The sequence below is a fragment of the Bacillus sp. YBWC18 genome, assembly GCF_002998775.1.
Lineage (GTDB): Bacteria > Bacillota > Bacilli > Bacillales > Bacillaceae > Bacillus.
Window position 1 is genome coordinate 159,378 of record NZ_PVRI01000004.1, and the last position, 25,928, is coordinate 185,305.

Annotated in this window: 15 protein-coding genes and 1 riboswitch; of the genes, 10 read left to right on the forward strand and 5 right to left on the reverse strand. The window is 43.3% G+C overall.

Annotated elements, in window-relative coordinates; translation table 11 throughout:
• Positions 1–12: 12 nt before the first annotated feature.
• Positions 13–885, reverse strand: a complete 873-nt coding sequence (locus tag C6348_RS12755; protein ID WP_060595505.1) for a transporter substrate-binding domain-containing protein — start codon at positions 883–885, stop codon at positions 13–15.
• A gap of 181 nt (positions 886–1,066) precedes the next feature.
• Here C6348_RS12755 and C6348_RS12760 point away from each other — a divergent pair, with 181 nt between their 5' ends.
• Positions 1,067–1,396, forward strand: a complete 330-nt coding sequence (locus tag C6348_RS12760) for a YckD family protein (protein ID WP_106031600.1) — start codon at positions 1,067–1,069, stop codon at positions 1,394–1,396.
• A 49-nt stretch (positions 1,397–1,445) separates the two neighbouring features.
• Here the strand turns inward: C6348_RS12760 and C6348_RS12765 are convergent, their stop codons facing one another.
• Positions 1,446–2,210 carry an MBL fold metallo-hydrolase gene (locus tag C6348_RS12765; RefSeq protein ID WP_060595506.1) on the reverse strand — a complete coding sequence of 255 codons (765 nt, stop codon included), beginning with the start codon at positions 2,208–2,210 and terminating at the stop codon, positions 1,446–1,448.
• Between the two features lie 115 nt (positions 2,211–2,325).
• Here C6348_RS12765 and C6348_RS12770 point away from each other — a divergent pair, with 115 nt between their 5' ends.
• Together C6348_RS12770 and C6348_RS12775 are read left to right on the forward strand one after the other, a co-directional pair.
• On the forward strand, positions 2,326–2,742 hold the full coding sequence (locus tag C6348_RS12770; RefSeq protein ID WP_034664465.1) for an Lrp/AsnC family transcriptional regulator: 417 nt from the start codon (positions 2,326–2,328) through the stop codon (positions 2,740–2,742).
• A gap of 28 nt (positions 2,743–2,770) precedes the next feature.
• On the forward strand, positions 2,771–3,577 hold the full coding sequence (locus tag C6348_RS12775; protein WP_066031346.1) for an AAC(3) family N-acetyltransferase: 807 nt from the start codon (positions 2,771–2,773) through the stop codon (positions 3,575–3,577).
• A gap of 1 nt (position 3,578) precedes the next feature.
• Here the strand turns inward: C6348_RS12775 and C6348_RS12780 are convergent, their stop codons facing one another.
• The 3 genes from C6348_RS12780 to C6348_RS12790 all read right to left on the reverse strand — a co-directional run bounded on the left by C6348_RS12780 (position 3,579) and on the right by C6348_RS12790 (position 6,340).
• Positions 3,579–3,965 carry a competence protein ComJ gene (locus C6348_RS12780; protein ID WP_106038505.1) on the reverse strand — a complete coding sequence of 129 codons (387 nt, stop codon included), beginning with the start codon at positions 3,963–3,965 and terminating at the stop codon, positions 3,579–3,581.
• Positions 3,966–4,085: 120 nt separating this feature from the next.
• Positions 4,086–5,783, reverse strand: a complete 1,698-nt coding sequence (locus C6348_RS12785; RefSeq protein ID WP_106043389.1) for a methyl-accepting chemotaxis protein — start codon at positions 5,781–5,783, stop codon at positions 4,086–4,088.
• Between the two features lie 128 nt (positions 5,784–5,911).
• Positions 5,912–6,340 (reverse strand): NucA/NucB deoxyribonuclease domain-containing protein, encoded by a 429-nt coding sequence (locus C6348_RS12790; protein WP_106043391.1) that lies wholly within the window; start codon positions 6,338–6,340, stop codon positions 5,912–5,914.
• A gap of 367 nt (positions 6,341–6,707) precedes the next feature.
• Here C6348_RS12790 and C6348_RS12800 point away from each other — a divergent pair, with 367 nt between their 5' ends.
• The 7 genes from C6348_RS12800 to C6348_RS12830 all read left to right on the forward strand — a co-directional run bounded on the left by C6348_RS12800 (position 6,708) and on the right by C6348_RS12830 (position 25,912).
• Complete coding sequence (locus C6348_RS12800; RefSeq protein ID WP_106043393.1) at positions 6,708–8,777, forward strand: hydantoinase/oxoprolinase family protein; 2,070 nt, start codon at positions 6,708–6,710, stop codon at positions 8,775–8,777.
• Positions 8,767–10,752 (forward strand): hydantoinase B/oxoprolinase family protein, encoded by a 1,986-nt coding sequence (locus tag C6348_RS12805; protein ID WP_106043395.1) that lies wholly within the window; start codon positions 8,767–8,769, stop codon positions 10,750–10,752. The genes C6348_RS12800 and C6348_RS12805 overlap by 11 nt, the downstream gene beginning before the upstream one ends.
• Positions 10,749–11,834, forward strand: a complete 1,086-nt coding sequence (locus tag C6348_RS12810; RefSeq protein WP_034664150.1) for an ABC transporter substrate-binding protein — start codon at positions 10,749–10,751, stop codon at positions 11,832–11,834. Before C6348_RS12805 ends, C6348_RS12810 begins: the two co-directional genes overlap by 4 nt.
• Positions 11,835–11,842: 8 nt before the next feature.
• Entirely contained in the window at positions 11,843–12,934 is a 1,092-nt protein-coding gene (locus C6348_RS12815; RefSeq protein ID WP_034664147.1) for an ABC transporter ATP-binding protein, read from the forward strand.
• Complete coding sequence (locus tag C6348_RS12820; protein WP_034664145.1) at positions 12,934–13,803, forward strand: ABC transporter permease; 870 nt, start codon at positions 12,934–12,936, stop codon at positions 13,801–13,803. The genes C6348_RS12815 and C6348_RS12820 overlap by 1 nt, the downstream gene beginning before the upstream one ends.
• Entirely contained in the window at positions 13,796–14,599 is an 804-nt protein-coding gene (locus tag C6348_RS12825) for an ABC transporter permease (protein ID WP_106043397.1), read from the forward strand. Before C6348_RS12820 ends, C6348_RS12825 begins: the two co-directional genes overlap by 8 nt.
• A 369-nt stretch (positions 14,600–14,968) precedes the next feature.
• Positions 14,969–15,061, forward strand: a riboswitch (cyclic di-GMP riboswitch).
• A 144-nt stretch (positions 15,062–15,205) separates the two neighbouring features.
• A complete protein-coding gene (locus tag C6348_RS12830; protein WP_189293941.1) occupies positions 15,206–25,912 on the forward strand; it encodes a non-ribosomal peptide synthetase in 10,707 nt (3,568 codons plus the stop codon).
• Positions 25,913–25,928 lie beyond the last annotated feature (16 nt).

The following is a 25,928-nucleotide window of genomic DNA, read 5'->3' on the forward strand; positions in this document are numbered from 1 at the left end:
GATTGCGGCTCCTTATTTAGAAATGTCGACATCTTCGACATCAGCATCTATTTTCTTTGAGACGTCTGCATGATGAAAGAATTTTTCGGAAATCTTTTTCATGGTTCCGTCTTTTTTCATGTCTTTTAAGACACGATTTAATTCTTTTTGAAGCTCTGTGTTGTCTTTCTTCATCACAAAACCTTGTTCGTTTGGCATGTATTTTAAGTCAGGGTGAATCGTAATATTTAGTTTCGGGAATGCAGCAAGAGCTAGTGTCTGCAAGTAATAATCATTTAGAATGACATCTGTACGACCATTAGCGACATCCTTTAAGTATTGCTCGTTTGTCGCATTATCATAAATGACTTCCTTCGCACCGTACTTGCGAGCGACATCCATGTAAATCGTTGTGGCAGCTCCAGCTGCTTTCTTTCCTTTTAAATCTTTTAACGTCTTAATGCCAGACAAATCATCTTTTCGTACGATCGCCGTGCCATAGGAATATTTATAAGGAGTTGAAAAGGCAAACTTATCTTTTCTGTCATCTGTGATGTCAATGTCGTTTGCAGCGGCATCCACTTGACCAGAATTAATGGCGCTCAGCATGCCATCATAGCCCATTTCTTTAAATTCTACTTTCACATCAAGGCGTTTAAACGCTTCTTTGACCACTTCCACTTCATAACCAGTCAATTGATCCTTGCCATTAGATGTATCATGATATGACGTTGGATAAAGGGTGCCTGAAGTAGCAACCACGATTTTCCCTTTCTTTTGAATCTCATCCCACTTTGAATCTCCAGACTGAGAAGAGCTTGATTGACTGCAAGCAGACATGACAAGTATGAAAGCAGACACAACAAGCATCAACCATATCGATTTTCTATGATAAAAACGACTCATTTAAGAATCCTCCTCTATTTTTTATACAAAACAAAACATAGCACGCTTTTTCTGTTAGGACAACGTTTTCAGAAGAAAAGCGAAAAAGTAAGAATATTATGTGCAATTTGCGTGGTGAAATAATGTATAAAAAAGGAAAGTGCGTACAAAATAATTGCGAATAAAGGAGGGAATAACAATGATGAAAAAAGTAAGTGGCTTAATCATATTATCGATGATGCTGTTGTCTGGTTTTTATATGGAAACAGCTTATGGTGAAACACCCCAAATGGAAAAGCGTCCAGTAACGCATCAAGTAAAATTAACGACAGAACAACAAAAACAAATTGAAATGCTTGAGCAGCAAATTCTTTCTAAACGAAAAGAAGTGATTGAGAAATACGTTCAATATGGTGTGTTAACAAAGGAACAAGGTACACATATTACCAAACGAATGGATGAGCATTACAATCATTTGGAAAATAACGGATTTGTTCCATTGCTGAAAAAACCACAGCACCATCGACCATAATGATGAAACCGGCAGCGAGGTGCCGGTTTTTTATTATTTATGAATCTTTTCAGAAGGTGAGACTTTCACCATCTTTAGGGACAAAAATGGCTTGATCTGCATGATGCTCCTGAATGTAAGCTTGTAAAGAAGCTCTTGTTAGCAAGCAATGGTTCACTGCCTCAAGGTGACAAGCGACAATTTGTGCTTTTGGCTGAGAACGGTGAACGTCTAAAATATCTTCCTTCGTCATGGTAATCGGATCGCCTTCTAAAAATTGAGCAGCTCCGCTATTAACCACAATGACATCTGGCTTGCATGTATTGACAACCTCCTTCGGCTCATCACACCAAATGGTATCACCTGCAATGTAAAGGGTAGGTTCATCAGGGTGAGAGAAAACAAAACCGCTGACCTGTCCCATCCGCTTCGCAGTTTCTCCTGTCCCATGCTGTCCACCTGTCCGCTTAATATGAACACCGCAAATGTCTATTTCATCTTCAATGCATGTGACATGCTGGAAACCGGCTTCTTCAACTTCTTTTTTGTCATTCTCCGATTGCGTATAAATGGGCTGGTCTTGAGCTAATTTTTGTTTTGCCTCGTCATCAAAGTGATCCACGTGCAAATGAGTGAGTAAGACAGCATCTGGGTGTAACATGTTGTCTAAGTCAATGTTTACAGGCAGATCAACAATAGGATTGTTCAAATGTTGATTGGCTGTATGAGGAAACGGTGGATATGTTCCTTTTGCTGCTAAAAAGGGATCAATGAAGAAAGTTGCCTGACCATATTGAAGGTATAAAGTAGCATTCCGAATGAGCGTGATTTTCATGAAAAGGCCTCCTTTTTTTCTGATTAAGTTTACAGTATATTAAAAGAGTTCCATATGACAGAGGGTAATGAAAGTCTTTCAGCAGAAGGACTTGATTTTTGAAAGAGGTGAGTCAATGTTAGACCAAACCGATATGGATATATTAAAAGAGCTCTCTAAAAACAGTCGATTGACCATGAAAGCGCTAGGTGAAAAAGTTCATTTAACCGGTCAAGCTGTTGCAAATCGTGTGTTAAAGCTTGAAGAAGAGGGTGTGATTGAAGCATATACCATTTCGATTGACTGGCGGACTCAAAAGACCATCCAAACATTTATGCAGCTCTATACCCGCAGTCATCATCACGAACCACTTCTGTCGTTTCTCGACCAACAGGAAGAGATCAAGAACTTGTTTAAAATAAGTGGTGAGGGCTGTTATATGGCTGAAGGCCATTTTTCCAGTCATGATGAACTGGATCTGTTTTTAACGGAGCTGACAAATTACGCAAATTATAAACTGTCTATTGCGGTTAAACGTCTCATTCATCAGTAATAGAAGAGACGCAGGAGGAAAAGGAACGATGAAAAAATTAATCAAAAATCAAGCTGAACCGATGACAAAGGAAAGAATCAAAGCAGACTTGGTTCAACTTGGTGTGAAAAAAGGCATGATTTTATGTGTTCACTCATCTTTATCATCTATCGGCTGGATAAACGGAGGCGCTGTTGCCCTCATACAAGCATTGATGGAAACCTTATCAGAAGAGGGGACACTGATCATGCCGGCACAAACGTTAGAGCTTTCTGATCCCGCTGATTGGATCAATCCGCCTGTTCCTTTTTCGTGGTGGAAATCGATCAAAGAGACGATGCCTGCATTTGATCCAGCATACACGACGCCAACAGCAATGGGAAAGGTAGCGGAAACGTTTTGGAAATACCCAGGCGTGGCGAGAAGCAATCATCCTCATTTTTCATTCACAGCCTGGGGCAAAAGGAAACATGAGCTTCTGAAACACCACGCACTTTCTTTTGGATTAGGAGAACATTCGCCTCTAGCCCGCATGTATGATCTTCAGGCTCAGGTGCTGCTGATTGGTACGTCATTTGAGAGCCTGACAGCTTTCCATCTTGCTGAATATCGCATCCCTCAGCAAGACCTCATGACAAGAGGAGCTCCCATCTTAGAAAATGGTTGGAGGGTATGGAAAGAGTACCAAGATATTATCACAAGAGAAGAACTATTTGAGCAGATCGGTCGTGATTTTCTGCAATCAGGAGGCACTCATGATCACGGTCAAATCGGACTTGCCAGTTCATATTTATTGCCGGTGAGAGAATCAGTAGACTTTGCGGAAAAGTGGCTTGATTTGTACGATCAGTCGTGATCTACACAGTTTGGAAATTTATATGATAAAGGTCTTGATCAGGCTGCTGTGAGGTATAGCAGGTGAGCTGATAGTCTCCCTTTGGAATAGGGAAAGACAGCACCTGAGCCATGACGCTTGTGATATAAACTTGATCGCTTGCATGCGTAAAAGGCACTGTAACTGTTCTGTCAGCCGAGGCTGGGGGCATATCGCTATTTAAAGTTACAGTAATAGATGCTTTTCCGTTGTTGACCCCTTCAAAGGACACACCCTGATCTCCCATGGCGAATCCTTGAAGAATGTCATCATCTGACCAATCAATCACAGGTGGTGTTTTGCTTCCGGTGTATACGGTGATTTGGTGATAAGAGATAGATAGGGAATAGGCTTGGTTTAACTTATTCATTTAAAAAACTCCTTTATACATAGATTTTCGTTGGAATGTGAATGATTGAAAGAATGATTCTTGAAGAGAATGTTAGGCAGCAAGACGATTGTCGCCGTCTTGCGCTTCTATTTGAGGAATCTAGATGTGAAATTGCGAAACCATTGCTTTTAAATCTCCTGCTAAATGGGCAAGAGCTTCTGATGATGCTGTTACTTCTTCCATTGCGGCAAATTGTTCTTCTGTTAAACCGGCTACTTGCTGTGAATGTTCACTCGTTAGTTTAACGCCTTCTGTGATAGTGGCAAAGGATTGTTTCGCATCGTTTGTATAAGCTGCGATTTTTTGTGATGCACTAGATAAATGCTTGATGCCATCTGCCATTTCTCTCATTGACTGTTGAATATCAATAAATGATTCTTCTGTATGAGAAATAAGTACAGTCCCTTGAGCCGCTTCCTCTTTTACTCGTTTGATGGCATTCGTCGAATGAGTCATCTCTTTTTGGATTTCAGAAATGAGATGGGAAATCATATTTGATGATGCTTGAGATTCTTCAGCGAGCTTTCTCACTTCGTCTGCGACAACCGCAAAACCTTTTCCATGCTCGCCTGCTCGTGCTGCTTCAATTGCTGCGTTAAGAGCAAGCAGGTTTGTCTGATTAGCGATGTCTGTAATAACATGGGAAATATGATCAATTTCAGCTGAACGTGTTTCTAATGCTTGAACGGCTGTCCCATTTTCCTCTATTGATTTTGCAATAGATGTCATTTGTGAGTTTACTTCCCCAATATTCTGTACACCTTTTAGGGCCATTTCTTGTGCAAATTGACTTCTTGAAGCCATTTGTTCCGCATTTTCCGTGATGTTTGCCAGCTCGTTAGATACTTGAATCATCGTGTGCTCACTTGTTGTCATTTGAGCTGATTGTTCTTCTGATGATTGAGCTACTTCTTGAATACTGTGGGTGATTTTTTCTGATGCTGCACTTGTTTCTTCTGCGCTAGCTGAAAGCTGCTCAGATGAGGTGGCCACTAATTCAGATGTGTTCATGACATTAAGAATGGTTTGATTTAATTTTTCCCGCATCTTATTGAAATGACCAGCCAGGTCAGACAGTTCATCGCCTGCCGTATCCGACACATTGATGGTTAAATTTCCTTCGCCGGCACTTTTAATGGCAGAAGCTATGCACTTGAGGCGTGACTGAAACCGCTTTGTGAAAATAGAAATAATGATAACTGCAACAATTAAACTTAACAACAGAACAATGACAAATTGAATATAGAATGACTGAAGCATTTGTGAAATCATGCTTTGATTGGCGCCCGTATAAAAAATACCAATCGTTTTGCCTGCTTCATTTTTGATCGGCATATAAGCCGTTTGATAGTCTTTCCCGGCAACATTTGCTGTGCCGTAATAGTTTTCTCCTTTATCTAATACAGTGGCCTTCACTTCAGGTGAGACTTCTGTACCGACAGCTCGTTTTCCGTTTAACATGACATTCGTCGCGACACGGGTATTCCCTTGGAAAATTGTGATGGTATCATCGGTATATTCAGCTAATTGGTCAACCAATGTATCATGATCATTGATTTGGGTATCCCCTTTATAAAGCTTGCCATCTTTTATCAGCCACGAGCCTGCCACTTTTTCATCTAGGTAGGCATAGCCTAGCTTTAAATCACTTTTTGCTTTTTCAGTGGCCATGTGCTTGATGTTTTCTGTCATTTCACGATTCACCACATAACCAACAACTGCTGAAAAGATGATGAGGACACTTAAAAAGATCAGCAAAATTTTGGCACCAAGCCTCAGTTTCCCTTTTTTTTTCATGCTTTTCGACTCCTTTAGGTATAAGGTAGGATAATCCTCCTTAAGGATTATCGGCATGAAAAAAATGTTTGAAATACCTGTATGCAGTTACGAGAGAAAATTTTTTTAGATAGAAAAGGGAAATGGCGTTAATCGATGATAAATTGTATTCTTGTGCCGTCAGGATCATCCGATAATTGATGACCGACCCATGAGCCTGCTCCCCTATTATCTGAAGGACTGATATATTTGACAGAAGCTCCTGTTCCTCCTTCCTTACACATCGCCATCGGCCATTCGTCCCGATCATACCCGCGCTTTGTTGGGATGCCATGAAGTGATTGGTCTCTCTGTTCATCGCTATGTTTACGGTCAATCGTACATACGGATGAATGGCCTTCATCAATTGCCTCTTCTATGTGCTTCGCGGTTTCTGGGTAACGATCTGATGGGAAGAGAATGGTTTTGTCATAAGATGAATTCGTCGTCTCTTGTTTACTTTGCTCCAGCTGAATATAGCCTGTTGCTACACCAACGACGATTAGTAAAAGCAAGAGAATGATTTTAAGAAGTTTCATAGATGCTAGCTCTCTTTCTTGTTTGCGTATTTTGTAAACAGAAGTATAGCAGAATTACTTACCAATTTCTCCTGGTTTTGAAAAAACGCCTTTTAAAGTTCGAAAAACGGTTTTTATCCGTTTTCTTGCTTTTCATATTTGTAAAAATTCATAAAAATTTTAATTTTGCTGGTCAAAAAAAGATTATGCTTTATCAAAATGGCTTTATCACTGCTTTTTGGGCTAATTTCAAGAATTTAACACACAGAAATTTTAAAAAAATAAAATTGACTAGACCGATATGCTTTAATAATATGGAGTCAAATATCAAAAAATGTCGTAATTTATCAAAATATGATTCTATTTACATTGCAGGAGGGGAGTACAAATGGCGGATGTCTCTTATCGGCTTGGTATAGACATAGGAGGAACATTTACTGATTTATCGCTGATGAATGAAGCAACAGGGGCGCTGACTGAACTCAAAACACCCACAGTGACTGACGACCCAGCCCAGGGAATTATCAATGGGCTAAAACTTCTAAAAGACAGAGGTGTTGATTTATCTAAAATCCAATATCTCGTACATGGAATGACAATCGGTCTTAATACATTATTGCAGCGGAAAGGAGCAGATTTAGCCCTTTTTGTGACGGAAGGCTTTCAAGACATATTGTCACTACAACGTTTACGATTACCCATTCCTTATGACTTCAATTCTCGTTTGCCGGAACCATTGATACCACGAAAGCATGTATACCCAATCTCTGAAAGGTTGATACACGATGGTACGATCAAAAAACCTCTCCATCTGCAGCAATTAGATCATGCTGTCCAGCAGGTCATGTCTAAAAGGCTAGCAGGTATTGTCATTTCTTTTTTACATAGTTATCAAAATCCAGTTCATGAATTACAGGCAAAAGCCTATATCAAACACCATTATCCGCAATTAGAAGTTCTTACTTCATCTGAATTATGGCCTCAAATGAGAGAATACGAACGTACTGTGATGTCTGTTGTCAATTTGTACATTCAACCAAAGGTAAAACAGTATTTACAAACATTGAAAAGCCGTTTGAAAGAAGAAGGTGTACCAATTTCTCCATACATTACACAATCAAATGGTGGTTTAATGGATGCAGAAAGTGCAGCAACTTCACCTGTTAAAACACTTTTTTCTGGTCCGGCAGCTGGTGTCATTGGTGCGGCAAGAATCGCAGCCTCTGCAAACGAATCCAACCTGATCACTTTTGATGTAGGGGGGACGAGTGCAGATATCTCCATTATTCAAAAGGGGCAGCCTACAATGGCTCAGTCTAATCAGCTTTCAGGTTTTCCTATCATTCTTCCATCTGTTGCGATGTATTCAATAGGGGCAGGCGGAGGTTCTGTCGCGTGGATTGATCAGGGCGGGCTTCTCAAAGCAGGACCAGAATCAGTTGGCTCACAGCCGGGACCAGCTTCGTATGGTAAGGGAAAGAAAGCCGCCTTAACTGATGCGTTCCTCATATGCGGTTATCTCAATCAAGAGCGTTTTGCCGGAGGACATTTACAACTACAGCTGTCCGCGGCGGAAAAGGCCTTTCAGCCAATTGCTGACCAGCTCAACAAAACGGTAGAAGAAGCGGCTGACCAGCTAATCCAAGTAGCTGTCGCCAATATGTACACAGAATTAAGCAATGTCATGGAGCAGCAAGGGTTTGACCCAAGAGATTTTAGTTTACTAGCGTTTGGCGGAGCAGGACCGGTTGTGGCGAATTTCCTTGCTCGAGAAATCCATGCGAAAAACGTGGTCGTTCCTCCAAGTCCAGGAACATTATGTGCATTAGGTGCTCTGACCGCTGATTTTATTCATGATGCGGTGCTGTCGAAGAAAATATGCTTACAAGACTACTCGATAGATCAACTAAAACAAGATTATGAGATGCTTTCGCGAAAAGCGGCTGATTGGTTCAGTCGGCAGAACATTCAGCATATTAAACAGACATCCATTCTATTATTGGCAGATGCACGTTATCAAGGACAAGCCTTTGAGATTGAATTACCATTATCAGCTGAATGGCTGAAGCAAGAACAAGATATCCATCTACTCATTGAAGCCTTTCACAAACTGCATCAGCGTCAATATGGTCATAGAGATGATCAGGCGGACATCGAGTTTACTCATTTACGAGTTCGAGTCATAGGCGAGACGCCGCCGCTGCCTTTCACACCTGTTCATGAAAGCAGCGGACAATCTTTGAAGCCATATGAATACAGGCGAATCTTTATAGAAGAAAAAGAATATGAAGCAGCTATTTATTACAGAGATACTTTGTCAGTAGGTTCTGTCATCAATGGACCTGCCATTATTGAGCAGGATGATACGACAACATTGATTCTGCCAAATTGGACAGGCAGCATTGATCAATCAGGGAACTTGGTGATTTCAAGGGAGGCGGCTTTACATGAGAACTGATCCAGCAAAGCTTGAGATGATGCGCAGTTATTTTAATGCAATTGCGTCTGGTATGGGACATGTCATTGAGCGGACGTCTTTTACGACTTTCGTCAAAGAATCAGCTGACTTTGCGACAGCGTTAGCCACGCCTTCTGGAGATTTCTTTGTTTATCCGAAGACAGTGGGTGTAACGATCTTTTTAGGGCTGAGTCTTAAAAAAGCGATTGAAGAGAGCGGGGCGATGCAGCCGGGAGATATTATCATCACAAATGACCCTTATACGACAGATGGTTTAGCGACTCACCTGCCGGATGTCCATATCATTAAGCCAATTTTCGTAGATGGTGAAATTGTCAGCTATGCTTGGTCTTTTGTTCATGTGAGTGATGTGGGCGGACTTGTGCCTTCGAGTATTTCACCGACAGCAACAGATGTCCATCAAGAAGGATTAAGAATCCCGCCAGTGAAAATTTCTGAAGGCGGGAAAGAGAATCAGGTCGTTCGGACCTTATTAAGAGCCAACAGCCGAGCCAGTCATTTAAATGATGGGGATATCAATGCGATGATTGCTGCAGTAAATACAGCAGAAATTCGGTTAAAAGAAATGATCGGCAAATTTGGAAAAAATGAAGTGAAACAAGGAATGATGGACCTGCTGAAGCAAGCTGAGATTCGTGCAGGAAAGGTCATTGAAGCCATTCCGAATGGAACGAGTGAATTCGCTGATTATTTAGATGATGATATGATCTCGGATGTGCCGATCCGTTTGAAAATCAAGTTAACGGTGAAAGGAAAGCGGCTGATTCTTGATTTTTCTGAGTGTGACCCTCAAGTGAAAACAGCTTTTAACCTTGTCACCAATGGTCAGAAGCATTCCTTCCTATATCAAGGGTTGATTAATTACATTATTAGTAAAGATCCCTTTATACCGATTAATGGCGGAATAACATATCCGATTGAAGTGATTTCACCTAAAGGGACGCTGGTGCATCCAGAATACCCGGCCTCTGTTGGTATTCGGCATTCGATTACGATGAGGCTGTATAATGTCGTGCTAGGCGCCATTGGTAAGCTGTTACCTGAAGCAGTGCCGGCAGCAGGTGCAGGTCAATCTGCTATTGTTGTTCTCTCTGTTCCTGATGATCAAACAGGTGGCAGAAAAATGTCTGTTGTCGAACCATTAGGCGGAGGCGGCGGTGCTCAAAATGGAACGGATGGAGTAGATGGCATTGATCATTCATCTGGCTTTTTGAAAAATACACCCATTGAGAGTTTAGAACAGCATATTGATATTCATGTTCACCGATATGAACTTTTGCCGAACACAGGCGGGGCAGGAGAAAACAGAGGTGGACATGCGATTGGTTTGGAATTTGAAATGATCAAGCCTGAATCTATGGTGACCGCACGAGGAATGGAACGAATGAAGTTTCAGCCTTGGGGGTTAATGGGCGGCCGAGCAGGAGCTGTTGGTGAGGTCAAGCTGATCACAGCAAAAGGTGAAAAACAAGACCAGCCAAAAATAGATGTTCTGCGTCTTGAAAAAGGCGATATTGTGCAATTAATATCACCAAGTGGAGGCGGCTGGGGAAATCCATTTGCTAGAAATAAAGAAAAAGTCCTTCAGGAAGTGGAAGCAGGTCTATTAAGTGAAGAAAGAGCGCTGCAGCAATATGGCGTTAAAGTGTATCTAGACCAAAATGAATGGAAGATTGATGAAAAGCAAACGAATAAGTTTCGTGAAAAGGTTGATCATCCTGCTGATATCATGTGGGATTTCGGAGAACACAGAGAAGCTTATGAGAAAGTATGGACGGATGAAGCCAGCAGCGAGCTTGCCGTGCAGCTGCGTTCTTACCCAGCTAATGAACGTACGCATTATAAACATGCAGTTCATCAACATTTCAGTCATAGAAATGAGCCGTTAACAAAGAAAGATATTATTCAAGCACTTCGTCATATGGATGGACAAAAAGGGGGAAATCAATCATGAAAAGAAGATTAATCACTATTTTTGCAGGTGTACTATCAATGATTCTACTGCTGACAGCTTGCGGTGGAAATGGACAGGATCAAGGTAAACAGCAGCAGACTGTGATCGTTGGCGTATACGGAGGCGATTGGGAAAAGAATATCAAACCAATCCTCGAAAAGTTTGAAAAAGATACGGGAATTAAAGTCCAAACCGTCTCTGGAGCGGATTCTGAATGGTTTACGAAATTAAAAGCGTCCAATGGTAAAAATCCACCGTATGACCTGCTTATTTTACAGCCTGATACGATTCAAAGAGGTATTGCAGCAAACGTTCTTGCGCCCATTGACGAAGAGCAAGCACCGAATGTCAAAAAACTTTACCGTTCTGTCCAAAAGAAGCTCACTATTGATGGGAAACAATATGCAGCAGGCTTTAGCATGGGGCAGCTAGGAATTGCTTATCGAAAAGATCTTGTGAAGCAGGAACCAAACAGCTGGACAGACCTATGGAGCAGTCAGCTAAAAGGGAAGGTGGCGATATCATCTCCGACTTATTCAGCCGGTTTGCAATTTTTCTCTGCGCTTGTCCATGCTCAAGGGGGGACAGAATCAAATCCTAAGGATATTGATAAAGCCTTTAAAAGCCTTTCACAATTAAAAGGACATGTAGCTGCTTTTCCAGATAATCCAGGGTCTATTCAAACCTTGTTAGAACGTGGTGACGTGGCAGCAGTTCCATATTGGGATGGACGAGTATTTGCACTTGAAGAAGAAGGAATGGATATTGGTTTCTCATATCCGAAAGAAGGCGCTGTTGCAGCTGTTGCGAGCTGGGCTTTAACGAAGGGAAGTCAGCATGAAGAAGCGGCTTACAAACTATTAAACTATTTAAGTGGAAAAGAAGCTCAGGAGGCTTTCTCGGAAAAATCTTATTATGGCATGTCGAATTCTGATGTGAAATACGGTGACAAGATTAAGGGGAAGGTCAAGGTTGGAGAGAATTATTATAGCAAGCTGACTTGGGTAGATTACGAAACAGCAACTTCAGAGCTTGGCAATTGGACAAATCGATGGAACGAAGTATTAGGCGGAGGAAAATAGGTGATCGCATGAGTGGAATCCATTTAGAACATATCAGCCAGCATTTCGGCGAGCAGATTGCTCTTAACGATGTCAGTCTTACGGTGAATGAGGGAGAGTTTTTCTCCCTTCTTGGCCCTAGCGGCTGCGGAAAATCAACGTTATTAAACATCATTGGCGGTTTTTTAGAGCCAACAAAAGGTGTCGTCTATATTGGTGATCAGGATGTGACGACTTTACCGCCTTATCAAAGAAAAACGGGTATGGTCTTTCAAAGCTATGCACTCTTTCCGCATCTGACCGTATTTGATAATGTGGCGTACGGGTTAAAGGTTCAAAAGAAAAAGAAGGCAGAAATCAAAGAGAAAGTAATGGAATGTTTGTCTCTTGTGCAATTAGAGGCGTTTGCGAAACGTATGCCGCATCAATTAAGTGGTGGACAGCAGCAGCGGGTAGCGATTGCAAGGGCGCTTGCGATTCAGCCGTCTGTTCTTCTTCTTGATGAACCGCTCAGTAACCTAGATGCAAAACTTAGAAAAAATATGCAGACAGAGCTTCGAAATATTCAAAGGAATGTCGGAATTACAACCATCCTCGTGACCCATGACCAAGAGGAAGCATTAAGCCTTTCTGATCGGATTGGGATTTTAGGTGAGGGAAGAATCCAGCAGATTGGGACGCCTTTAGAGGTGTATCGCCAGCCAAACAATCGATTTGTTGCTGAATTTATCGGACAGGTGAACCTATTTGAAGCAGTATATGATGAAGCTAAAGCTGCATTTATCGTTCCTCATTTAACCCAGTCAAACGGGCAGCATGTTGAGTTAAAGGCTGCGGCACACCAAGAGAAGAAGGGGAATCATTTACTCATGCTCCGTCCAGAAAGAATCAGCATATCTTCTGAGTGGGAAGACGTTCAGCCCAACCATGTATCAGGCGTGCTGGCAGATGTCAGTTATATTGGTCACTCATTACGTTTGGTGGTGGGGCTCGATAGCGGTGAAATGATTGTCCATGCTTCTGATGCAGCATTTCCTGAACTGCCGAAAGCTGGAGAAGCAATTCATATCAATTGGCAGCCTGAAGATATCGTTTTCCTAGATTCGAAGGTGCATACGTGATGCGTATCAAGAAAAAGAATCAGCGATTTCATTGGTTCATGTTGCTGCCTGCGTGTTTGTTTCTTGTTGTATTTCTTCTAGCGCCGCTTGTGATGATGTTCGTCCTCAGTTTTCGCGATGTGGATTCAATGATGAATACATTACAAACATATAGCTTTTCTCAATATATTCATGTGTTCACGACAGATGCGTATGTGAAGGCGATTGGAAGTACAGTGTGGGTAGCCTTGCAGACAACGGTAATTTGTTTATTGATGGCATACCCCGCAGCATACGTGCTTGTCAAGGCACCTCATCCGCGTTTGCGGGCATTTTTCTATATCTTACTTGTCTCGCCGCTTTTGACAAGTGTTGTGATTCGGACGTTTGCATGGATTGTCCTTCTTTCGCAAAATGGTCTGGTCAATGGCATGTTATTAGATTTACATGTGATTGAAAAGCCGCTCTCTATGCTGTGGAATATGAATGCGGTGATTATTGCTTATGTTCAGGTCATGCTGCCTTTTGCAGTGCTGCCTATCGCGACGAGCTTAACCGATATGGATCGTCATTTACGACCGGCTTCTATGAGTCTAGGAGCTGGACGTATTCGAACCTTCTTTCATGTGACCTTTCCACTGACCATTCCAGGTATGGTGACTGGAGCTATTATTGTCTTTTCACTGGCGGCTGGGAGCTATATCACCCCGCTGTTAGTCGGCGGAAGGATGCAGCCTCTGCTGCCGCTGTCTATTTATCAGCAGGTCATGCAGGTGTATAACTTGCCTCTTGCTGCAGCGATGTCCTTTACGTTATTGGTTTGTGTGCTTGTGGTGGTCAGTTTATTAAGCTATCTATTGAAGCGTTGGGAGGCGAGGATGCATGCGTAAAAAATCATTAGGTGACCTCTTGCTTTCAATCCTGATTTGGACTGCTGGGTCATTGGTTTATCTCTTTTTAACCATACCTGTTCTTGTCATTGTCCTATCTGCTTTTAGTCCAAATGCCTTTCCTGAATTTCCGCCGACTTCGTTCTCCGTTCGTTGGTTTCAAGAGGTTGTGTCGAATCCAGAATGGATGGAGTCTCTGCGTATTAGTGTGATTTTGCTATTCATCGTAACGCCTCTCACGGTTCTTTTAGGCACGATGGCTTCGTATGCTTTAGCAAGGCTTTCCTTTAAGGGAAAGGAGGCCATCCAAGCCTTCATTTTGTCACCTCTTATGATTCCTCAAGTGGTGTTAGGGATTGCCATGCTTTATTTGTTTACGGCTATGGGGTTTACGGGATCTTTGTGGGCGCTTGTCATAGGTCACGTCATTATTGGCTTTCCCTATGTGGTTCGAACAGTAGGCGTCAATGTCTCGAATTTGGACCCGCGGCTTGAGCTAGCTTCAATGAATCTTGGCGCAGGACCCATTCGCACATTCTTTCGAGTGACGCTGCCTTTGATTAAGCCAGGAATTATTGCAGGCGGGGTGTTTTCAGCTGTGACGTCATTTGGGGAAATATCGATCAGTTTGTTCGTTTCCTCTCCCCAAACCATTACGATTCCCATCAGGACGTTTAATTACATTGAGCAAACCTTTGATCCGAGTGTCAATGCGATATCTGTCATATTTATTATCATTTCTATCATTGCGTTGCTCATCATTGAGAAAACGATTGGCCTGTCTAAGGTGATGTAAATATAATGAAGAAACAAGGGAGCTGTCATTTGAAATGGCAGCTCTTTTTGTGTTGTTTTTACGGTAAATATTTTCAATTTTTCAGGGAATATAGTTCTTAAGATTTAAGAAATTTTGGAGAATGAAAGGAGACCTCTATCCTGCATTTTCGGTCATATTTGCAAATTTTAAGGGGAAACATGAAATTTTTGCGGTATTTAGTCGATTATTTTCGGTTGAACGCAACTATTATTAGTTATTTTCGGTAAATATCGTAAATTATCATGTGATTCATTCGGTATAACGCATGAATCTTTACACCCATTTTTCGGTGAAAAAAACAATAATTTCATATAAAGTGGACGTAAATAGAAAATATTTAAAAAGAAAAGAAGAAAAAGGCAAATCTATGGAAACGTAGAGACGCAAAGCCATGTCCTAAGGTAAATGTTGCTTTTTTACTATGGTCGGCAGGTTACCGAATCAAAATGGGAGTCCCTCCGTTTTATTCGGGGTGGGCTTCTTTCCGTATTGCGTCTATTTAATCAAATAGACTTGGTTCTTTTGATATAGAGGGTTCAGGGTGTCACATTGGTGGAGAAAACATAGAAGAGGCGGAGGATAAGAATGAATACAGTTTATTACCCCTTAACACATGCGCAAAAGCGAGTATTCTACACGGAAAGATTTTATCCAGGTACAAGTATTTCTAATTTGGGTGGATTCGCCAGATTGAGATCGGTATCAGGTTTAGATCCATCTTTAGTCGTTGACGTGCTTCAAGCGTACATTCGCCAAACTGACTCCCTTCGTTTGAGGCTGGTGTATCGACATGAGCAGGAGGAGCCTGTTCAATATATGAAGCCTTATGAAGAACAGCCGATTCGCATGGAGAAGGGCTGGAGTGAAGAAGAAGTGAGGGCTTGGGCGAATGAGCAAATCCGTGAGCCAATGCCGTTAATTGACAGCCCCTTGATTGAATTTACGGTCTTTCAAATCAGTGATCAAGAGTGCTGGCTGTTCTGTAAAGCACATCATATTGTGGCGGATGGTATCTCGATTATCTTGATGGGAAATCGCATTATCGACTTATACCAGGACATGCTGCACGGGGTAGACATCTCACCGGTTGAGGAGATTTCCTTCGTTGATCACATCATGAGTGAGCAAAGCTATGAAACTTCTAAACGATTTCAAAAAGACCAAGCCTTTTGGAATGAGCAATTTGCCAATATTCCAGATTTCGCTTCTTTAAAACCGCATAAGGGATACGAGATGAGTTTACATGCGCAGCGATTTTCGGGGGATATTCCAGATTCTTTGAAGGAGAAACTTCGTGCTTTTTGTGAAGAGCAGAAAGTCAGTATGCTCTCGATGTTTATGTCCACTGTTTATGTATATTTACATCGTTTTAGCGGCTTGGAGGATGTTGTTCTTGGAACCTTTATGGGCAACCGAACGAATGCCAAAGAAAAAAAGATGATTGGTATGTTTGTTTCCACGATTCCAATGCGTGCATCTGTTCATGGGTCGCAAACATTTCTTGATTTCGTAAAACAGGTCATGGCGGATCAAATGAAGATCTTGCGTCACCAAAAGTACCCTTACAATCTCCTCATGAATGATTTGCGAGAAAGAGAAGGGTTTACAGGGCGCCTTTTTGATATTTCTTTAGAATACCAGGTCATGCAGTGGCAGAAAAAAGAGAATCTGTCTTTTATTACTGAACCGATTTTTAGCGGGAGCGGAATGAATGATATTTCAATCCATGTAAAGGACCGCTGGGATACAGATACATTGACCATTGATTTGGACTACCGTACAGATGTATTCACCGAAGAAGAAATCAGTAAAATGTTTGATCGATTTTTGATCATACTAGAGGCGGCGGTCTCTCAGCCTGACCAGTTGATCGGGACACTTCCTTTACTTCCATCAGATGAACAAAAGGAACTGCTGCAACTATCTGAGAGAATCCCGTTTGAAAAACCAGCTGAAAAACAGGTTCACCACATGTTTGATGAGACAGCAAATAAGTATGCAGAGCGGACAGCCGTTGTAGCGGAAAATGGAGCATTTACTTATGGAGAGCTGTATCAAAAGGCAGAAAAGCTGGCGCGGTTTTTACAAATGAAAGGTGTCTCGCGTGATGTGCCTGTTGCTGTCCTAATGGATCGGAAGGCAGATGCTATGGTGGCGATCTTCGGCATATTAAAGGCTGGCGGGGCATATGTACCGATTGATCCGGCATTACCTGAGGAGCGCATTCAATATATTGTGGAGGATTCTGGTGCTTCCATTGTGTTAACAGAGGAATCGTTCGTTTCAACATACCGTGCCCTCTCGGAAAAAATGGTCGTTCAGCAGCAAATCGAATTAGATGATGGTCTGCTGCCTGAGCTTGTAAATCAGTCGGCACCTGAGGATTTGGCTTACATGATTTATACATCAGGTACGACTGGAAAGCCGAAAGGCGTCATGATTGAGCATCTTCAGCTGCATCATTTGGTCCATGCCTTGCATCATGAGATTTATCAAGGGGCGAGTGAGCTTCAAATGGCGCTTCTTGCACCATTCCATTTTGATGCATCGGTGAAACAAATCTTTGCTGCTCTTTTATTTGGGCATACGCTTCATATCATCCCGCGAGAAACGACGAGAAATGGTGTTCAATTAGCGGCTTATTATAAAAAACATCAAATTGAAGCAGCAGACGGAACACCGGCGCATGTGCAGCTTTTACTTGCAGCGGATTTGGACGGGCTGTCATTGACACACATGTTGATTGGGGGAGAAGCATTGCCTGCGAAAGCAGCACACTCTCTTATCGAAGCGGTTCGTATGAGTGAGCCTGATTTTACTTTGTGGAATGTGTATGGTCCGACTGAGACGTGTGTCGATGCGGCGGTTCATCGTCTGGAACTAAGTGAGCTGCGCGAATCATCTGAACAGCAGCGTTATGTGTCGATCGGAAAACCACTCGGTCATCACCGTCTTTATATTTTAAATGACCATGATCAATTACAGGTGCAGGGGGCTGTTGGAGAGCTATGCATTGCAGGGATAGGTGTTGGACGAGGCTATGTGAATCAGCCTGAATTAACGGAGAAGGTATTCACGGCAGATCCGTTTTCTCCACACGAGCGTATGTATCGAACGGGGGATCTAGTCAGATGGCTTCCGGATGGCACGATTGATTATCTTGGCAGAATGGATGATCAAGTAAAAATAAGGGGTTACCGCATAGAAACAGGCGAAATTGAAGCAGTGATGGAGCAGGTAGATGGAGTCGATCAAGCTGTCGTACTTGTGGTTGATGAAGCGGACGGGGAAAAGGCGTTAAGTGCTTACTATCAAGCTCGTCAAGAAGGTGTGTCAGTTGACATGCTGCAAGCCGCTATCAAACATCAGCTTCCAGCTTACATGATGCCGCTCTATTTCAAAGAGCTCGATGCATTTCCACTCACAGTCAGCGGCAAAGTCGATCGTCGTGCACTTGCTGCTTTAAAAGGCGACAAAGCAGTTCATGCTGTATATGCTGCACCTAGAAACGATCTCGAAACGAAGCTTGTGCGTTTGTGGGAAGAAATCCTTGGTCAAGAGAAGATTGGTGTATATGATTCTTTCTTCGAGCGAGGTGGTCATTCACTTAAAGCGATGACAGTACTCACACATGTTCAGCGAGACTTTCAGGTGGAAGTGCCGCTCTCCATTTTATTTGAACAGCAGACCATTGCCGCTTTGGCTGCCTACATTGAGCAAGCGGAAACATCTTCTGAAACGGTGATACCAAAAGCGCCGGCAGCAGACCACTATCCATTGTCACCTCCACAGCAGCGCGTTTATATGGTGAGTCAATTGGAGCAAAGCACCGCATACCATATGCCAGCTGTTGTGAGGTTAAAAGGAACATTGCAGCGAGAGAAGCTGACTGAAGCCTTTGAAAGACTCATCACACGTCATGATATGCTGCGTACTTCTTTTCATACGTTGAAAGGTGTTCCATGTCAGCAGGTAGCTCCATCAGTGCCATTTCAAATAGAGCAGCTGACAGGCGGCACGATGGAAGAAAATATGCAGCAATTTGTCAGACCTTTTGACCTTGAGTGTGCACCACTTCTTCGTATTGGCTTGAAGTCATTACATGATCAGGAGCACCTGCTCTTTTTCGATATGCATCATCTCATCTCAGATGGTCTTTCGATTGATTTAATGCTGCGTGAGCTGTCAGATGCTTACGAGGGATCGGTCAAAGCACCATTGAAGCTTCAATATCAAGATTATGCTGTTTGGCAAGAACAACAAGATTTTCAAAAAGAAGAGGCATTCTGGCTGCAGGAATTTTCGGGTGATCTTCCTGCTTTACAGCTGATGACCGATTATCAACGCCCAGCGGTCCAGTCTTTCACAGGGGATCGTGTGATCAAAGAAATAGATGAAACGTTAAAGGAACAATTGCAGGAGCTTGCGGCAAAACACCACACGACACTGTATACGGTTCTGCTTTCTGCTTACTATACATTGCTTGCGAAGTACACGGGTCAAAAGGAATTCGTGGTTGGAACACCGGCGGCAGGGCGTGTGCATGCAGACCTGGATGACATGATCGGCATGTTTGTCCAGACACTTGCTTTGCGGTCAGAGGTTGATCCGAATGGAACCGTGTCGCAGTTGATCGAGCAAGTTAAGGAAAAGACGATGCATGCATTTGAGCATCAGCAATATCCATTTGAACGGCTGCTTGAAAAGCTGAATGTACCAAGAGATTTTAGCCGTCATCCTTTATTCGATACCGTTTTTACACTCATGCCAGATCATGGAGCAGCCCAGCATATTGGAGAGATGCAAGTTGAAATTGAAGAAACCAATTTCCATATTGCAAAGTTTGATTTAACACTGCAAGCGATGGAGTCAGATCAAGGTTTATCCTTTGTCCTCGATTACAGTACGGCGCTATTTAAACGAAGTACAGCCGAGCAAATGCTGCATCATTATATGTATTTGCTGGAGCAGATGGTCCAATCGCCGGAGGAAGCGATTCGATCCTATCGATTACTGTCTGAACAGGAAGCGGAAGCTCAACTGAATCTGTGGAATCCGTTACCGACGCCTTATCCGGCAGAAGAAACCATTGTGACGCAGTTTGAAGCACAGGTACAGGAGCATGGTCATAAGTCTGCACTCCAATGTGAAGGTGTGATTCTTTCTTACCAAGAACTGAATGACCGAGTGAACCAGCTGGCTCATTATTTGCGTGAACATGGGTTTGAAAGAGGGATGAAAGCGGCCTTATTCTTTGAGCGATCCAATGAAATGGTACTCTCTATTCTAGCTGTACTTAAGGCGGGCGGCGTCTATGTACCAATTGATCCTGATTTCCCTGATGAGCGCGTGAAGCACTTTTTGACAGATAGCGGTGCACAATTTTTACTGACACACCAGGTGCTGCGCCAACGTTCGGTACTCGCTTCTTTTGAGGGAACCGTCGTCGAAACAGAAGATCAACTGATTGTTCAGCAGTCAGGCAGCAATATAGACATACCTATTTTACCTGAGGACTTGGCGAATTTGACCTATACATCTGGTACAACTGGCAAGCCGAAAGGAAATATGGTGACACACCGGAATATTTTGAGAACGGTGAAGCAATCAAATTATCTTACCATTCATCATGAAGACACGGTGATGAGTCTATCAAACTATGTATTTGATGCTTTTATGTTTGATGTGTTTGGTGCTTTATTAAACGGAGCGAAACTGATTGTTCTCCCAAAGGACCATATCTTAAATATGAATGAGCTTTCTGGAGCGATTGAGAAGGAAAAAGTCAGTATTTTAATGATCACGACAGCTCTTTTTCACTTACTGATCGATATGAAAAAAGACAGCCTGAAGAACGTCAGAAAAGTTCTGTTTGGCGGAGAGCGAGCTTCCGTGCCTCATGTCATGACTGCACTTGAAACGGTGGGGGAAGGCAAGCTTGTTCATATGTACGGTCCTTCTGAAAGCACGATCTTTACTACGTATTATACTGTGAATCGCATTGAGAAGCATGCGTTGTCTATTCCAATTGGAAAGCCAGTGAGTCAAACGGCTGTTTACATTGTAGATGAATTTGGACATGTGCAGCCGCCGGGTGTTGCGGGAGAGCTATGTGTCGCTGGTGATGGACTGGTGAAAGGATATTATGGGCAGCCAGAACTCACAAGCGAAAAATTTGTGGAAAATCCTTTCCGCCCTGGTGAGGTCATGTATAAAACGAGTGATCTTGCACGATGGCTGTCAAATGGAGAGATTGAATTCATTGGACGGATTGATCATCAAGTGAAGATTCGAGGTCAGCGTATTGAACTTGGAGAAATTGAGCATCAGCTGCTGCGACATCCGCAATTGAAGGAAGCCGTCGTCATTGCAGCTCCAAATGATACATTATGTGCGTATTTCACAGCAGAAGGGTCTGTCTCATTAACTGATTTGCGCGAGCAAGCAGGGCGTGAACTGCCTGTGTATATGATGCCGTCGTTCTTCATGCAATTAGACGAGCTTCCGCTGACGAATAACGGCAAGGTAGATAGGCGCGCCTTACCGGTGCCTGACCTAAGTGAGCAGGGGGTAAATGAGTACATCCCTCCTCAAACCGAAACAGAGCATCACGTAGCGCGCATTTGGGAGGAAGTTCTTGAAGTGCCGAGAATCGGCAGGGACGATCATTTCTTTGAATGCGGTGGCCATTCGCTGCGCGGCATGAAAATGCTGAACAGGCTGTATGAAGAGATGCACGTGGAGCTCACTTTGAAGTCTTTATTTGAATCCCCAACTTTAGAGGCGTTTGCCTTGGCGGTTGATCAAGCGGATCAAACGGAAATTAAGCGAGTGGAGATCGCCGAAGAGGCAGCCTATTATCCAGTGACATCTGCTCAGAAAAGACTGTTTGTATTGGAGAAAATGACCGATGCGGAGCAAAGCTATCATATGCCGGCTGCTTTAAAGCTGGAAGGGACCTTTGATGAAAAACGATTTGAAAAGGCGATTGAACAGCTTGTCCATCGTCATGAAGCATTCCGAACGAGCTTTGATTTCGTTCAGAATGAACCTGTTCAGCGGATTGAAACAAATATCTCTGCAGACATTGAAAAAATCGAAGGGAACGGACGAGACATACAGGAATTGATGAATGACTTTATCCGTCCATTTGATGTAGGAAAGGCGCCTTTACTCAGAGTAGGTCTAGTTTTTGTTTCCGTAAATGTCCATTATTTACTGATTGATATGCATCATATCATTTCAGATGGCGCATCTGTTGGCATTTTAATTGAGGAGCTTTCAGCCTTGTATCGAGGAGACAAACTAGAGGAATTACCTGTTCAATATAAGGATTATGCGGTTTGGTCAAAAAGTGAGACGTTTGCTGCACAAAAAAGAGCTGAAGAGGCGTTTTGGCTGGAGCAATTACAAGGAGAGCTACCTGTACTGGCACTGCCGGAAGACCTGCCAAGACCAAAAGTGCAAACATTCGCAGGAGAGCGTGTCTCCTTTACAATCGATGGGTCGCTTAAAGCGAAATTGGATGAGCTGGTCAGAGCGCTCAACAGCACGACGTATACAGTCCTGCTCACTTGCTACAGTACCCTTTTAAGCAAGCTTTCGAGACAAGAAGATATCATCATCGGTTCTCCGATTGTAGGCAGAACTCATCCTGATATTCAATCTGTCATCGGTATGTTTGTGAATACGCTGGCACTTAGAACCAAGCCAGCAGGACATCAGACAGCTGCAGAATTTGCTTCAAATGTTCACCAGCTTGTGTTAGAGGCAAATGAGCATCAGCTGTACCCATTTGAAGAATTGGTAGACCAAGTGCAAACGGTTCGAGACACTAGCCGTCATCCCATCTTTGATGTGGTGTTCTCAATGGAAAATGCGGATATCCGTGACTTAACGATGGATGGACTTCACATTGTTCCACAGCCATTCGAAGAGAACATCGCCAAATTTGATTTGACCTTAACTGGAAACGAATCGGCTGATCATATTGAGCTTGTGTTTGATTTTAATTCTTCTATCTATCAACAGGCATCGATTGAAAAGTGGAAGGAATATTTCCTTCATTTATTGGAACAAATGGTATCAGCGCCAGATCAATCGCTAGATCAAATGCAGCTATTATCATCGAAGCAGCAGCAAAAACTGCTCAGTGAATGGTCAGGTCCTGTCCTAGACGTTCCGTCAGATCAAACCATTCATAAACTGATCGAGGCTAAAGCATTTGAAGCACCGCACCAAAAAGCGGCAACCTTCTGCGGAATAAGCTGGACGTATGAAGAACTGAACAGTCGGGCGAATACAGTCGCTTCAAGGCTCATCTCAAACGGCATAAAACGAGGAGATCGCATCGGCATTCTCACCCGTCCGTCCCTTGATATGACGGCAGCTGTCCTTGGCGTCTTGAAGGCAGGTGCGGCATTCGTTCCAATCGATGCGGATTATCCGGCTCAGCGTATTGCGTACATGCTAGATGACTGCGGGGCAGAGGTACTTCTGATGCAAAAAGGATTGACTGCACCAACTTCTTTCACAGGTCATGTCCTGCTGATAGAAGATGCGGTAGAAGGCGAAGCAAAAGAGATTCAGGTTCATATGAAACCAACAGATCTCGCCTATATGATTTACACATCTGGAACGACTGGACAGCCGAAGGGTGTCATGGTCGAGCACCAGTCCCTTGTCAATCTTGCTTTCTGGCATAATGATGCCTTCCAAGTGACAAATGCGGATCGAACCGCCAAATATGCCGGCTTTGGCTTTGACGCCTCCATTTGGGAAATGTTCCCGTCATGGATCGCCGGCGCAGAGCTGCACATCATCGATGAAGCGATTCGTCTCGATATGATCAAGCTCAATGCGTATTTCAATCAAGAAGGTATCACCATTGCGTTCCTGCCGACCCAGTTATGCGAGCAGTTTATGTCAATGGACAATCATTCACTGCGCTACCTACTGACTGGCGGAGACAAGTTGAAACAGGTAAAGCCTGTTCCATATAAACTCGTTAATAACTACGGTCCGACGGAAAATACAGTCGTGGCGACAAGCGGGATTATCAATCCAGATCAAGGAACGCTTCCAATCGGAACAGCGATTGCCAATACCCGTTTTTACATTATGGGTTCGTTATATGACCTCTCGCCGCCAGACGTACCGGGTGAGCTAGTGATTGCGGGGAAAGGACTGGCAAGAGGGTACTGGAATCTTCCAGAGGAAACCAACAAACGATTTGTCCCAGATCCATTTTATCCAGGTGAGCGCATGTACCGTACAGGCGACTTAGTGAAATGGACAGAGGATGGCGAGCTGATCTATCTCGGCAGAAAAGACCATCAGGTCAATATCCGAGGCTTCCGTATTGAGCTATCAGAAATTGAAGCTCAGCTTCTTGAGCTGGATTCAGTCAAAGAAGCAGTCGTGACAACGGTGAAAGATGCAAGCGATCAAGACGCCCTTGCCGCATATGTCATCACGGAGAATGAAACAGAAGACTTAAAAGAAAGCTTAAAACGCACGTTGCCAGACTATATGGTGCCTTCATGGATCATCAAGCTAGACCAACTGCCGATGACGGCAAATGGCAAAGTCGATCTAAAAGCATTGCCAGCGCCTGATATGGAAGCAAACCAAACGGCATACGAAGCGCCAAGAGACGAAATTGAAACACTGCTTTGCGGTATTTGGGCAGATGTCCTTGGCGTGAGCCAAGTCGGCATTCACGATCACTTCTTCTTCCTTGGCGGAGATTCGATTAAAGGCATTCAAATGGCAAGCAGACTCACGCAAGCGGGCTGGAAGCTTGATATGAAGCTATTGTTCCAATATCCAACGATTGCGAAGCTCCGCCCATATATTGAAGAAGCTGATCAAATAACAGCCGACCAATCACCAGTTGAAGGGGAAGTCATTTTCACACCGATTCAGCGCTGGTTCTTTGAGCGAAACTTTACGAGTCAGCACCATTGGAACCAATCGGTTATGCTCCATGCGCTAAATGGCTTGGATGAAGCCATCGTTCAGCAAGTGTTGGAGCAGCTGATGTTCCATCATGATGCCTTGCGAATGGTGTATCAGCTTGAAGAAGGGCGCATGATCCAGCGTCATCGAAGAATTGAGGAAAACATGGTGGCTGTTGATGTGATGGAAGTACAAGGGGAACTGTCGCAGCAAATTCAGCAGGTAGAAAAGCTGGCAAATGAAGTGCAGGCGAGTATATCGCTGGCGGAGGGACCTTTAGTGAAGCCAGCCATTTTCCGAACGGATCAAGGGGATCATTTATTGCTCGCTGTACACCATCTTGTCATCGATGGTGTGTCATGGCGTATTTTCCTTGAAGATTTTATGGCTCTTTATGAACAGTCGAAGCGGGGGGAAGACCTGACACTTCCTGAAAAAACACACTCCTTCCAAGAATATGCCCAGAAGCTGACGGAATACGCGATGTCAGATGAACTGCTATCGGAAAGAGCTTATTGGAAAAAGGTACTTGCACATTCCGTTACACCGCTTCAAAAGGATCATGTGACGGAGGATCAACGGATGCTTCATACTCAGACCATTCGCTTTACATTGTCTGAGAAGGAAACACGCAGTCTGCTGACAGATGTACATGAAGCATACCAAACAGACATCAATGATATTTTGCTGACAGCATTAGGATTGTCCATGAAAGAGTGGACAGGTGAAGAGAGACACTTTATTCATCTTGAAGGACACGGAAGAGAGGAAATCCTCCCTGGGGTCGATGTATCACGAACCATCGGCTGGTTTACAAGCATGTATCCTGTGTTACTGGATATGTCGCATGCAGACGATCTTTCTTATCAGATCAAGCATTTAAAAGAGGAACTCAGGCACATTCCGAACAAGGGAATCGGCTATGGCATATTAAAATATTTAACCCCTGACAAGATGAAGGACGATATCTCATTTGATGTCACACCAGATATCAGCTTTAACTATCTTGGTCAGTTTGATGAACAGATCGGCGTTGAGTTAAGCCGCTCAACGTGGCATCCAGGACAATCGCTGAGCCCTGAATCAGAGAAGCCTCATGCACTTGATATTGTTGGTTTCGTAGAACAAGCAATGCTCCATGTGACGATTTCTTATCATCATCTTGAATTTGAAGAAGGTACGATGGAACAATTCAAGAATCTCCTTGAAAAGAGTGTGAAGGCGCTGATCTCACATTGCGTATCACAGGAGGAAACCCAGATGACACCTAGTGATGTAGGGGATGAAGATCTCACCATGGATGAACTTGAAAAGCTAATGGATATATTTTAAGCAAACGAAGAGGTGG

Bases quoted from the DNA above. Each gene is read 5' to 3' on its own strand.
- C6348_RS12800 (WP_106043393.1), top strand. From the start codon at position 6,708: ATGGCGGATGTCTCTTATCGGCTTGGTATAGACATAGGAGGAACATTT.
- C6348_RS12760 (WP_106031600.1), top strand. From the start codon at position 1,067: ATGAAAAAAGTAAGTGGCTTAATCATATTATCGATGATGCTGTTGTCT.
- C6348_RS12805 (WP_106043395.1), top strand. From the start codon at position 8,767: ATGAGAACTGATCCAGCAAAGCTTGAGATGATGCGCAGTTATTTTAAT.
- C6348_RS12815 (WP_034664147.1), top strand. From the start codon at position 11,843: ATGAGTGGAATCCATTTAGAACATATCAGCCAGCATTTCGGCGAGCAG.
- C6348_RS12755 (WP_060595505.1), bottom strand. From the start codon at position 885: ATGAGTCGTTTTTATCATAGAAAATCGATATGGTTGATGCTTGTTGTG.
- C6348_RS12820 (WP_034664145.1), top strand. From the start codon at position 12,934: ATGCGTATCAAGAAAAAGAATCAGCGATTTCATTGGTTCATGTTGCTG.
- C6348_RS12770 (WP_034664465.1), top strand. From the start codon at position 2,326: ATGTTAGACCAAACCGATATGGATATATTAAAAGAGCTCTCTAAAAAC.
- C6348_RS12785 (WP_106043389.1), bottom strand. From the start codon at position 5,783: ATGAAAAAAAAAGGGAAACTGAGGCTTGGTGCCAAAATTTTGCTGATC.
- C6348_RS12780 (WP_106038505.1), bottom strand. From the start codon at position 3,965: ATGAATAAGTTAAACCAAGCCTATTCCCTATCTATCTCTTATCACCAA.
- C6348_RS12825 (WP_106043397.1), top strand. From the start codon at position 13,796: ATGCGTAAAAAATCATTAGGTGACCTCTTGCTTTCAATCCTGATTTGG.
- C6348_RS12810 (WP_034664150.1), top strand. From the start codon at position 10,749: ATGAAAAGAAGATTAATCACTATTTTTGCAGGTGTACTATCAATGATT.
- C6348_RS12790 (WP_106043391.1), bottom strand. From the start codon at position 6,340: ATGAAACTTCTTAAAATCATTCTCTTGCTTTTACTAATCGTCGTTGGT.
- C6348_RS12830 (WP_189293941.1), top strand. From the start codon at position 15,206: ATGAATACAGTTTATTACCCCTTAACACATGCGCAAAAGCGAGTATTC.
- C6348_RS12765 (WP_060595506.1), bottom strand. From the start codon at position 2,210: ATGAAAATCACGCTCATTCGGAATGCTACTTTATACCTTCAATATGGT.
- C6348_RS12775 (WP_066031346.1), top strand. From the start codon at position 2,771: ATGAAAAAATTAATCAAAAATCAAGCTGAACCGATGACAAAGGAAAGA.